Source organism: Clostridium sp. (genome assembly GCF_036569345.1).
Classification (GTDB): domain Bacteria; phylum Bacillota; class Clostridia; order Clostridiales; family Clostridiaceae; genus Clostridium_AD.
The window spans coordinates 110,155-121,939 of record NZ_DATCQT010000029.1; the positions used below are offsets into that span (position 1 = coordinate 110,155).

General features: G+C 29.5%; 11 protein-coding genes. 7 read left to right on the plus strand and 4 right to left on the minus strand.

What is annotated here, in order from left to right:
• The first annotated feature begins 40 nt into the window (after positions 1-40).
• The 5 genes from VIM70_RS02745 to larE all read left to right on the plus strand — a co-directional run bounded on the left by VIM70_RS02745 (position 41) and on the right by larE (position 5,575).
• A complete protein-coding gene (locus VIM70_RS02745; RefSeq protein WP_331943903.1) occupies positions 41-2,215 on the plus strand; it encodes an HAD-IC family P-type ATPase in 2,175 nt (724 codons plus the stop codon).
• A gap of 129 nt (positions 2,216-2,344) precedes the next feature.
• Entirely contained in the window at positions 2,345-2,539 is a 195-nt protein-coding gene (locus VIM70_RS02750; RefSeq protein WP_331943905.1) for an asparagine synthase, read from the plus strand.
• A 258-nt stretch (positions 2,540-2,797) separates the two neighbouring features.
• Positions 2,798-3,385, plus strand: a complete 588-nt coding sequence (locus VIM70_RS02755; RefSeq protein ID WP_331943907.1) for a zinc dependent phospholipase C family protein — start codon at positions 2,798-2,800, stop codon at positions 3,383-3,385.
• A 170-nt stretch (positions 3,386-3,555) separates the two neighbouring features.
• The gene (locus VIM70_RS02760; RefSeq protein ID WP_331943909.1) at positions 3,556-4,548 is read left to right on the plus strand and encodes a DUF4041 domain-containing protein; all 993 of its coding nucleotides are present in this window, start codon (positions 3,556-3,558) and stop codon (positions 4,546-4,548) included.
• 187 nt (positions 4,549-4,735) lie between these two features.
• A complete protein-coding gene (gene larE / locus VIM70_RS02765; protein WP_331943911.1) occupies positions 4,736-5,575 on the plus strand; it encodes an ATP-dependent sacrificial sulfur transferase LarE in 840 nt (279 codons plus the stop codon).
• A gap of 61 nt (positions 5,576-5,636) precedes the next feature.
• Here larE and larA read toward each other — a convergent pair whose 3' ends face one another.
• Entirely contained in the window at positions 5,637-6,935 is a 1,299-nt protein-coding gene (larA, locus tag VIM70_RS02770) for a nickel-dependent lactate racemase (protein ID WP_331943913.1), read from the minus strand.
• 238 nt (positions 6,936-7,173) lie between these two features.
• On the opposite strand from larA, the gene VIM70_RS02775 reads away from it, so the two are divergent.
• Both VIM70_RS02775 and VIM70_RS02780 read left to right on the plus strand, forming a co-directional pair.
• Positions 7,174-8,106 carry an AEC family transporter gene (locus VIM70_RS02775; RefSeq protein WP_331943915.1) on the plus strand — a complete coding sequence of 311 codons (933 nt, stop codon included), beginning with the start codon at positions 7,174-7,176 and terminating at the stop codon, positions 8,104-8,106.
• Between the two features lie 33 nt (positions 8,107-8,139).
• The gene (locus VIM70_RS02780) at positions 8,140-8,913 is read left to right on the plus strand and encodes a 5-oxoprolinase subunit PxpA (protein ID WP_331943917.1); all 774 of its coding nucleotides are present in this window, start codon (positions 8,140-8,142) and stop codon (positions 8,911-8,913) included.
• A gap of 54 nt (positions 8,914-8,967) precedes the next feature.
• On the opposite strand, the gene VIM70_RS02785 is transcribed toward VIM70_RS02780, so the two are convergent.
• From VIM70_RS02785 to VIM70_RS02795, 3 genes are all read right to left on the minus strand, one after another.
• A complete protein-coding gene (locus VIM70_RS02785) occupies positions 8,968-9,669 on the minus strand; it encodes a tetratricopeptide repeat protein (protein WP_331943919.1) in 702 nt (233 codons plus the stop codon).
• A 62-nt stretch (positions 9,670-9,731) separates the two neighbouring features.
• Positions 9,732-11,192, minus strand: a complete 1,461-nt coding sequence (locus tag VIM70_RS02790) for a hypothetical protein (RefSeq protein ID WP_331943921.1) — start codon at positions 11,190-11,192, stop codon at positions 9,732-9,734.
• 10 nt (positions 11,193-11,202) lie between these two features.
• A partial coding sequence (locus VIM70_RS02795; protein WP_331943923.1) for an MBOAT family O-acyltransferase occupies positions 11,203-11,785 on the minus strand: 583 nt, incomplete at its 5' end.

Genomic DNA, 11,785 nt, shown 5'->3' on the forward strand with positions numbered 1-11,785 from the left:
TTTTATTTTAGCTTTTATTGAAAGGTGGAATCAGTAAATATTGGAAGCTATAAGCAGTTTACCAGGACGTATACGATTTAAAAGTAATAAAATATACAACAACAAGCCTTTGGCAGAATATATTAATACATATACTGATGGGCTCTTTGGTGTAATATATTGTAATGTAAATATATATACCACCTCAATTCTTATTAAATATGATTCTAAAAAAATTGATTATAATACAATTAAAGAAAATTTATATTGTGTAATTAACTCAAGTGCAATGGAGACAAAAGAGAAATTGAATCATTACAATATGTACTATAAAACTCTGGAAAAGAGAAATATTTCAAGAAATAAATTTTTAGCTTTTAGTTTAATATACATATTCTTTAAAACAAAACAAATCTCCTTTGGAAAGTTTTCTCTTAGCAGAAATGTACTTGTATTTGAATTAGCATCTTTAGTTACTATTATAGGGGGGTACCCTTTATTTAGAAAACTTTTTAAGCAGTCAACTCGTAGTATTTCATCACAATCAGAAGTAATATTGAATATAGTTGCGATTTCTTTTACTCTTTCAAGAGAAAGTAGTAAAGGAGTACTAGTTCTAGTTCTTAAACACATGAACAATTATATAAAGCTTGCTTCAGATGCATCGTGTATGAGAACTCTAAATTGCAACATGTCCCGTACTTCGGGAATGGCATGGCTAATTAGAGATAATCAACAGGAAATACTACAAAATGTTAAGAACTTAAAGCTTGAAGATATAATAGTTATTCACAAGGGAGAGTTAATACCTGTTGATGGTGAAGTAGTTGATGGAAAAGCTTCTGTTAATAGCTTATACCTTACAGGGCAACCAATTATTAATGAAGTCACTATAGGTAACAAAGTGCATGAGGGAATTATACTAATTGAAGGTGAATTAAAAATAAAGGTAAGTAAAGTGCCAGAAGAATATAATAAAACTGATCTCTTATTAAAGGAACTTGATGTTACTGCTAAGCTCAACGTGTATGAAAAAATTATTACACCAGTTTCTATAGGAATGGCTACATTAAATTTCATTTTTACAGGGAACATATTAAATGCCTTTGGTATATTACTTGTGTTTACACCTTCGGCTAGTAGAACAGCCTTAAATTCGGGGATTAGAAATTATGTAACAGCGCTTAGTAAACAAAATATATATTTAAGAAACCCAGAATGCATCGAAAGCATTAGTAATACTACTCAGGTTGTATTTGATAAAACGGGTACACTGACACAAGGAAATATGAATATAATGCGCGTTGATTCGTTTAATGACAGTTATAGTAGAGATGATCTTTTAATCCTTTGTTCAGAATGCGAAGCAGACAGTTATCATGCAGTTGCTCTATCATTTAAAGAAGCTACACGTAATATAAATAATAGTAATGCAAACAGAGTAGAACATATTATAAAAATTCCATCAAAGGGAATAGAAGCTTATTGTAATCAGCAAAAGGTATTAATAGGAAGTTTAGATTTCTTAAACGAAAATGGTATAAATACATCAGAGGCATCTTATAAATTAGAAGAATATAAAAAAATACATTGTAAGCCTATATTGGTAAGCGTGAATGGTAATCTTGCTGGTTTATTTGCAATGCAAGATATTATAAGACCAAGTTCAATAGAGCTTGTTAAAAGGTTAAAGAAAATTGGTTTAAAGGATATTTACTTGCTTACTGGAGATAATTTTGATGTAGCATTAGATGTTGCCAAAAGATTATCTATTGATGAAAACAAAATATTTAGTGGGTATAATTATGAACAAAAGGAGAGGTTTGTTAAAGAACTTAGGAATAAAGGAAAAATTTTAATGGTCGGAGATGGAATAAACGATGAAAGGGCAATGGGAGCAGCAGATGTAAGTGTAAGTTTCTCAAATAATGCTTGTGATAAACTTAAATTACAATCAGATTGTATAATTTTTGAAGATGATATGGAAAAGCTTGTGGATTTGATTTTGATATCCAATAAATCTTTAAAAGAAATAAATCATACTATAACAATTTCACAAGCATATAATTTCTTTTTCGGAACTTTAACCTTTCTTCAATATTTTGATGCATTTACAGCTAAATCACTTAATACAATGAATTCTCTTATGGTACTTTTGATAAACGAAAGAATAAGATGGACAAAAGCTAATAATTTTCGTGATGAGAATATTATAAATAGAAAAAAGCGATATTAAGAGGCTCCAAATTTGTAACAAAATTGAGAATAAAAAAACTTTAAATACACAAGATATTAAAGGAAATACAATTGATATTTAGGCATGTCATGTCTTTGGTGTGTTGTGTAATTTAAAGGAGGAATAATTATGGCAGTTCGTGAAGGAACGGTTCCAGTAGCACTAGGCACTGTTGTAACAGGTGTTGGCGCAGTTATGGTAGCAATGGAGATGGCACCAATGATAGCAGCGGGAGTAGTTGGTTTCGGTGCAGCTCATATTGTACTCGGAGCTATTGATTTAGTTGGAAAAAAGAATGGTAATAAAAGAACAAACACCAACTAATAAAATATATTATTAATTTGACACTGTGACTAAAGTATATAAATATTTTTGTCACAGTGTCTTTTAAGTGGAAATTGATTGTATTATGTTTACAGTATGTCTACAGTATGCCTACAGTATGCCTACAGTATGACTCTAGTTTACTTCCAACTTTGTTAATATCTTATTTTTAACCATAAGATAACTAAATTTTAACCTAATCTAAATTATAATTTCATCATTTTGGAATAGTATATAAGTATAGGGAGGTGTAATACTATGGTAGTTGATACCCACTTACTCATATCACAAATATTATATAAATACATTTCAAATAATATGAATTTTAAATTAGATAGGTTAGCATTTGCATATGGTAATATAAAACCAGATTTAATTAACAAAGATATTAATCATTCACACACGTTAGAGGAAAGCTTATATAGTGTTAATAAATATTCAGAAGAATTGATGAATAAAAACATTTCTATCAAAGAATTTTCAAGGTCTTTAGGGGTGATTTGTCATTTCGCTTGTGATTATTTTTGTCTATATCACAGGGAAGGTAATGAGAAAAAAGGTTTAGTTGAGCACCTTTTTTATGAAGAGATGCTTCATGTGAAATTAATAACACTTCTATTAACAGGAAAGATAGAGTTTAATGATCAAGAGAAGCCGAAAGATAATGTAGAAGGTATAGCACTTAAGCTACAAGAAAAATATAATTCGGAATTAGAGAGTTCAACAAGGGATATAACATATGCCTTGTCTGGGGCTTTGCAAATATCAAAATTAATAGTATGCTCAAATCAGTTGTATTTGCAGCAAAAGGAAATGCATATTTCCCAAAAATATCAATTGAATTAATTACATATATAGTTAATTAAAAATTAACACCAAAAATTATTTGTATTAATTTAAATAGCTTGATAATTAGTAACTTAATTATCAAGCTATTTTTGGAATACTTTACTATTTTTACGCGTGAATTTTTTGTGGTATAATGTAGATTGTTAACGAAATAAGGAGGGTTATGAATGGCAATACTTACATCTATTAAGGATGCTCTAAACGCGAAACAATATAAATCTGAGATTGAAAAATTAATCGAGGAAAATAAAAATTTAAAATACATAAAACTAACTCCAACTCAAATGGGAATGAGCCAAATTTTATCTAGAACTAAAGAGCTTGAAGTGGAGCTTGAAGGATACAATAGCTTAATTGAAACAAAAACAAAAGACATAGAAGAACTTAAAATGGAATATAATAATCAAGCTGTGTATCAATCTAAAGAATTTGAACAGAAATTAGATGAATATGATAATTTGATCTTACAAAAGAATAAAGAACTTGAAGATAAATCCACGGAATACGATGAATTCATTGAAAAGAAAAGTAAAGAATATGAGGACTTAATCGGATTAAAAGCTAATGAGCTTAAAAGTAAATCCAGTGAATTTGAAATTTTAATTGAGGCTAAAACAAAATCTGTTGAGGAACTTAATTCGGAATATAACAATGTAACAACACGTGTAGACAGTTTGAAATCTCAAATAGTCAACTTAGATACTGAAGTATTAATGCAAAGTTTTGGAATTTCTAAACCTAAATATGATTTAATGGATTCAGAAAAATCATCTGAAATGCTTCAAGAAATAAGAGAAAAGCAAATGGAGATGATTAAATCTAAAGAAGCCATAGAATTTAAGCAATGGATTATTAATGGAAGTATAAAACAAGGCAACCAGCTAGTGGAAGATAAGACGGAAGATATGGTTAAACTGGTTCTTAGGATTTTCAATGATGAATGTGATGCTATAATTGATAAGGTGAAATATAGTAATGTAGAAGTTATAGAGAATATAATCAAAAAGTTCTTTGAGGATTTAAATAAACTTGGTAATTTAACACAGGTTAAGATATCACCTAAGTTTTTTAATACTAAAATAGAAGAGCTTTACCTTTGTTATGAATATAAACTAAAAAAACAAGAAGAAAAAGAAGAACAAAGAAGAATGGCAGAATAATACTTAGCTTTTTTAAGTTCAATAAAATTTATAGAATGTTGATCTAACAGATCAATGTTCTTTTTTTATGTAAGTCTTAAAATTTAAAGTATATTATTATATCCAAAAGTTAAATATTGTGTTACATTAAATATGTTGGTAAATTTTTATTTTATATAGTAATTGTTTTAAACGAGGAGGATGAAATATGGAATTAGATTTAAAGTTTCAAAACTTAAAGAAAAATATTAAGAGTTTAGGAAGTGTAGCCATAGCATATTCAGGTGGGGTTGATAGTACATTTCTTCTAAAAGTAGCAGCTGATGTTTTAGGGGATAAGGTTATAGCAATTACTGCAAAGTCAACAACGTACCCAGAAAGAGAATTTAAAGAAGCTGTTAAATATATTGGAGACATTGGAGCAAAACATATAGTAATAATTTCTGAAGAATTAGAAATTGAAGGGTTTGCTAAAAATCCTATTGATAGATGTTATTTCTGTAAAAAGGAACTTTTCTCGAAGGTTAGAAAAGTTGCTGATGATAATAATATTAACGCAGTTTTGGATGGATCAAATGCTGATGATGTTTCCGATTATAGACCAGGAATGAAGGCAGCTAATGAATTAAAAGTTATTAGTCCATTAAAGGATGCTGGGCTTACAAAGGATAATATAAGAGAATTATCTAAGAAACTAGGATTACCGACTTGGAACAAGCCTGCTTTTGCATGTTTATCTTCAAGATTCCCTTATGGGAATGAGATAACAGTTGAAAAATTAAGTATGGTTGAAAGAGCAGAACAGTTTTTAATGGATTTAGGCTTTAGACAAATAAGAGTAAGACATCATGGTGATATAGCAAGGGTTGAGGTTAATGCAGAGGAAAGAAATAAATTTTTTGATATAGAACTTATGGATAAGGTCGCAAATGAATTAAAAAGTTTTGGGTTTAAATATGTTACTCTTGACTTATTAGGATATAGAACAGGAAGTATGAATGAAGTACTAAGTGAGAAAGAAAAGAATTCAGCAAAAGCTCTTGATTAACATCAAGAGCTTTTTTTAATAAAGGGTGACACTTCTTAAATGAAAATTAAATATGAGATTTTCACTTAATAGGTGGAAGTTTAGGTAAGGTGTTTGCACCGTGTGGCATTATATATGTTTTTAAATTTTCACCCTTTTCTGCATAGGTTAAATTAAGTGCCTCATCTATTGTTTTAACTATTTTAATATCGGTATTTTCAAGAAATTTAGGATCTAAATTTGAAACAAGAATAAGATTAAAAGTTTGAGCAGTTTCACAAGAAAGGCAGCCTATATGTTTTGATATAGTATAACGCTTTCTTAGTGATTTTTCACGATCAAGTAAGGTATTATAATTAGCAAGTATAGATTTAACATCATCATCTCCTCCGAGCCCTTCACTGCATTCTGTTAATGCAATGAGAGTACCCCCGTCCTTCACAGCTTCTCTTGAGTTCAGGAAAAGTTTTGAGGATTGATAAAAATTAATATCCTTAGGATAACCACCTGCAGTTGCTATCACTAAATCCGCTTTTTCTTTTATGTACACGCCATCAGATTTATCAACATATTTTCGCCCTTGTTCATGTGCTTTAATATAATTTCCCGCAACTGCTGAAGATATATTACCAGTGCTATCCATAATTACATTAAACATAAAAGAGGGGTTAACCATTGTAGTTGCTTGTTCCATGTCTAAATGTACAGGATTATTAGTTATATTTCCACATTTAATTTCAGGACGGGTTCCTTCTCCTAAATTTTTATTAAGTGCCAGACCATGATTTGCCATTATTGTTTCATAAGATGCAATGCCAGGTAATACTGACTTTTTACCTCCAGACCAACCAACTAGAAAATGATATACTATGCCTCCAGTGATTATAATATGGTCACATTCCATAGCTTTCTTGTTGATGCTGACTGGAGTACCAAAGCTTGTTTTACCTAAATAAGTTAAGTTATCTTTATTATTACAATCATGATCAATTATCTTATAATTTCCGTAAAGCGTGTCCCCAAGTAGTTGTTTGTGTTCATCTTCTGTTTGATTTCTATGGGATCCTGTGGCGCTAATAAACAATATGTCTTTAGTTTCTATTCCTGATTGCAGAAGTTCGTCCACAATGAATGGTAGATATACAGATGGTTTTTGCCAAATTCTAGTTACATCCGGTATAATAATACAAATTTTTTCGCCTGGATGTACTATTTCGCTAATTCTTGGGCTTGATATAGGATTTTGTAGGGCTTCCTTTATTACATCCTTCTCAGTTTTAGAACTTGTTGAAGGAATATTATCAATTACACCAATAACATTTTCTTCGTTAATAGAAAAATTAACAGTACTTCTTCCATATTTCAATTCAAACTTTTTCATGGTTATATCCTCCCATAATTTCTCTTTCTATATATTAAACATGATATCTTAAAAAATGTCAATGTATAAGGCAACTTAGCATAATGTTTATTTTTGAAAACATTTACACTGCTTTTATAATGTTTTAATTAGAAATTGCATTGAAAATTGTTTCTAACATATATATAATAAAAATATAATTGTATCCAAGATTAAGTAAGAATTGAATAAATATTCAACCTGGGGGGCAGTAATCTATATGTTTTTTGCAGCAGATCAAAGTGTATTAAGTATAATGATAATGATTATGATAGGATATTTTTTAATGTATAAAAAATTAATTGATGAAAAGGGAATTAATCTAATAACATTTATCGTTATCAATATTTCACTTCCAATGATGATGGTTAACACAATTCTAAGCAATTTTACAAAGAAGCAGTTTTTAGCTGATTCAAGTGGATTAATAGTTCCTTTTGTAACAATAGGTATTTGCGTTATTATTGCCAAGATATTTGCTAAGATTGCAAAGGTTAAGAGTAATAGACGTGGACTATTTGTATCTATGTTTTTTAATTCAAACACCATATTTATGGGAATTCCAATTAATATGGCCCTATTTGGAGAAAAGAGTGTTCCCTATGTGCTACTTTATTATATCGCTAATACAGTTTTCTTTTGGACATTAGGTGTATATGAGATAACTAAAGATGGAGACAAAAAACCTTTGAGTTTTTTTTCAATAGATTTTATTAAAAAAATATTTTCACCACCTTTGATGGGATTTATATTTGGAATGGTTCTAGTGTTCTTAAACATAAAATTGCCATTATTTCTTATGAATACAACTAAAAATTTGGGAAATCTTACAACTCCTTTATCAATGTTTTTTATTGGTGCATCAATTTATTCAGTAGATTTTAAGTCACTTAAGTTTAGCTTAGATATAGTTTGGGTATTAATAGGTAGATTTATAATATCACCAGCACTAGTGATATTCATCGTGCCTATATTTCCCATACCGAATCTTATGCGTTCTGTTTTTGTTATACAGGCGGCTATGCCTGTCATGGCTAATACTGCGATAATTGCAAAAGCTTACAGCTCAGATTATGATTTTGCTTCATTAATGATAGCAATTTCAACTATTGGTACTTTACTAGTAATACCAATTATAATGACAATATTATAGGAAATTATTTATTAAAACAAAGGAGAAAAAAGTATGGAAAAGTTTGTTGATTTAAATAGTGATTTAGGAGAAAGTTTTGGAACTTACAAAATTGGACTTGATGAAGAGGTACTAAAATATGTATCATCAGCCAATATTGCGTGTGGATGGCATGGAGGGGATCCTATTGTTATGCGGAAAACTGTAGAGGCTGCGCATAACAATAGGGTGGGCATTGGTGCACATCCGGGATTTTTTGACATTATGGGTTTTGGAAGAAGAAATATGAGCGTATCTCCTGATGAGGCAAAGCAGTATACAATATACCAGCTTGGAGCTTTATACGGTTTTGTAAAAGCAACAGGTGCAACAATGCAACATGTAAAACCTCATGGAGCAATGTATAATATGGCAGCGAAAGACGGTAAATTAGCACGAGCAATAGTAGAGGGTATATATGAAGTGGATAGGAATTTAATAGTATTAGGACTATCAGGAAGTGAACTTGTTAGAGCTGCAAAAGAAAAAGGATTAAAATTTGCAAATGAAGTTTTTGCAGACAGGGCGTACAACCCAGATGGGACACTTGTTGCAAGAAGCCTTCCAGGTTCCATGATTTGTGATAAAAACATAGCGGTTTCAAGGGTAATAAGAATGGTTACAGAGGGAAAGGTCGTAGCTATAAATGGCGAAGATATGGATATAAAGGTGGATTCTATATGTGTTCATGGAGATAATCCGGAGGCAATTGAATTTGTAAGACTTATAAAAGAAGGATTATTGAGAGCTAAAGTAGAAATAAAATCTCTTAATAAATTTATAAAATAACTAGTAAAAATATAAAAACATCCAAAATTTAAACAAAAATTGGATGTTTTTATTTTATTTAATAATTAAGTCATTGAATTCCTTATACTTGCGTACATTATTAAAATCCATTTCATCTTTTGCAACATCTTTAACGGAGGTGTTAATATCAATAGCTTGCTTTAAATATTTTATAGTATTTTCAATATCGCCTTTTCGTCCATAGATACTAGCGATGCCGTAATAACTCCACTCAAATTTTTCTACATCTAAATCTTTTTTATACCATATGATAGCTTCATCATAATGTCCATATAATTCATTAGCTAATGCCTTATTAAATCTTGCATAACCATAATTCGGCTTCAATTTTAAGGATAGATCTATCTGCTCTATACCTTCTTTAAAATGTCCGCTATAAGCTAAAGCAATTCCTTCTACAGCATATGCTTTATAAAAGGTTGAGTCTTCTTGTATGACCTGTCTTTCTGTTTTAATAGCTTGAATATATTTTTTTTCGAAAAATTCATCATACCCTATTTTCCATGTTTTTTCCAATTTCACTTGCTGTAGTTTTGTCTGTTGCTGTTTTTTAATTTCTTTATCTTTCTCTTGTTGTTTTTTTAGTTCTTTTATTTTATTAGAAATTATTTCAGCTTTATTGTTTGTTTCAATTATATTTCTATTTTTTATAGAAGAGTTAATTATTATCCCTACCGCTATACCTATAAGAATGCTAAATATTATCACCTTTAGTTTAAATGATTTTGATTTCATATTTTCACCTATCCCCAAACAATAGTATTAAAAACTTAAAATTCAACATATTCACGAGAAAATTACTTTCTAGTAAATGTATTATTGGAATTTAGATAAATATTATCTATAACTTTTTTTAATATTTTATCATAAACCACAATATTTGTCCCGTTTTGTTTATTTAAACATTCAACACCATTTAAGATTATACTTGGCATATTGTTATCAGCACTGCTAGTTAAGACATTCAAATTAATATCTTTGTCGAATACAAATGTTTTACTTAATTTATAGCTACTAAGCATTTCTGATTCTACTTTATCACCATTGATAACTGCTAGATAATTGGAACCGACAATATTATTAAATCCAACCCTCAAACCAAGCTGAGATAATGCACCTTTTAAACCTATATTCTCTGATATGCCATTATCATTAGAACTAACAACTATAATGTAATCATTATTTTTTATTAATGAAACGTATTTTTGAATATCTATTTCATTAGTAATGTCTACATCTGATTCAACTCGAGAATTAAGAGTAAAACCAGTGTTCCAATTTTTATATTTTGAATCATTACGATGATCTGTTAATCCATAGTTATCCTTTAGATATTTCCCGAAATTTGATGTAACTATTTCTGATCCGAAAATATTTAAGTGACCTATATTAACCATATCAGTCTTGAAATTAAAATTCATTTGACCTGTCATTTTATTATAATTGATAAAGGGAATGTTATTTTTCTTTGAAATTTCTGCCACTTTGTTAAACATCTTTGCAGGCTGGGGTACCCAAATTTTTGATCCAGTTGTTTGGGTATAGTCGTGTGGTGCATTGGTGAAAATTAACTTGAAACCTTTCTTTTTAGATAAATCGATAATTTTATTAAGATATTCTTCAGTCCTCGGTGGAAGGGTTGCCATTTCTGTTGATGAAGAGTTTGAAGCGTTTTCTAATCCATACAAAAAATGACTAGCAACAAATCCTTTTTTATAATAAGTTTCTGAAGTATCATAATTAAAATCCTTTTTGGTTAATTGTTTCCATCGATCATGGTATTTAAAAATAGGGAAAATATAGTTAAACCATTCTTTTAGTGGTGTACAGTTAATAATAGCTTGTACTTTATTTAGGGACAACTTTAAGTTATCCAAAGCAGTTATTGTGTACCCCTCATCAGGAAATTTGTTAGTTGAACCTAAATAATATAAATCAACAACTACAATTGGTTTATTATGCTTTTTCAAAACTTCTTTTAATAAATAATAGGTTACATCTATTGGTTGACCTCCAGTTGCATAGTTAAAGCTTGTTATGCCATATTGGTTCCATAGTATATTAGGACTTATTAGTGCCTCCATATGGCTTGATCCCAATAAGACAACATCAAATGAATCTCCTGTATTAGTATATAATCCTTGTGTTAGTTTAGCACCATTATTTGTTTTTATAATAAAAAGAGAGCCTAATGTTACAATTATAAGAAATAGTATAATAACAAAAATCGACCCTTTTAGAAACGCCTTTTTAACCATGGATATCCTCCTAAAATTGTGAATAGATAAATTGCTGCATACTATATCCTGGACCGTACATTCCGAGGATAAGAATAACTACAACTGCACCTATATATGCACCCCATCTAAAAATTATATTTTGTTTAGATAGTTGAATCCTTAGATTTTTTGTTCGACCCATTATATCTACTGTTAGAACTAAAAATATACCAATAATTGCAACTGAAAAATCAAATGAATCAAGTCCTAATTTAAAAATAGAACCATCCAGTAGTACCCAGGGATTAAAGTAAAAAATGTTTTTAATTACTGTTATAGCATTTAGAAATGAAGTAGCTCTAAAGAATATCCAAGCAAAATCAACAAGTAGAAAAGTTATTAAAACTTGAAGCAACTTAAAACTAAATATTTTCGTTTTAATTTTAAAGGTTTTTATGATCTTTACTTTGGCAGGTTTAATAAGATATGCCGAAATCTGATAAAGTCCGTGAAGACCGCCCCATATAACAAAAGTAGATGTAGCGCCATGCCATAACCCACTTACTAAGAAAATAATCATGATGTTACAATATGTTATTAATTTACCACGTCTATTTCCACCTAAAGGGAAG

What these genes read in the sequence shown, in the direction of transcription:
- VIM70_RS02750 (WP_331943905.1), top strand. Translation starts at nt 2,345, where the DNA reads ATGGCAGTTCGTGAAGGAACGGTTCCAGTAGCACTAGGCACTGTTGTA.
- VIM70_RS02755 (WP_331943907.1), top strand. Translation starts at nt 2,798, where the DNA reads ATGGTAGTTGATACCCACTTACTCATATCACAAATATTATATAAATAC.
- VIM70_RS02760 (WP_331943909.1), top strand. Translation starts at nt 3,556, where the DNA reads ATGGCAATACTTACATCTATTAAGGATGCTCTAAACGCGAAACAATAT.
- larE (WP_331943911.1), top strand. Translation starts at nt 4,736, where the DNA reads ATGGAATTAGATTTAAAGTTTCAAAACTTAAAGAAAAATATTAAGAGT.
- larA (WP_331943913.1), bottom strand. Translation starts at nt 6,935, where the DNA reads ATGAAAAAGTTTGAATTGAAATATGGAAGAAGTACTGTTAATTTTTCT.
- VIM70_RS02775 (WP_331943915.1), top strand. Translation starts at nt 7,174, where the DNA reads ATGTTTTTTGCAGCAGATCAAAGTGTATTAAGTATAATGATAATGATT.
- VIM70_RS02780 (WP_331943917.1), top strand. Translation starts at nt 8,140, where the DNA reads ATGGAAAAGTTTGTTGATTTAAATAGTGATTTAGGAGAAAGTTTTGGA.
- VIM70_RS02785 (WP_331943919.1), bottom strand. Translation starts at nt 9,669, where the DNA reads ATGAAATCAAAATCATTTAAACTAAAGGTGATAATATTTAGCATTCTT.
- VIM70_RS02790 (WP_331943921.1), bottom strand. Translation starts at nt 11,192, where the DNA reads ATGGTTAAAAAGGCGTTTCTAAAAGGGTCGATTTTTGTTATTATACTA.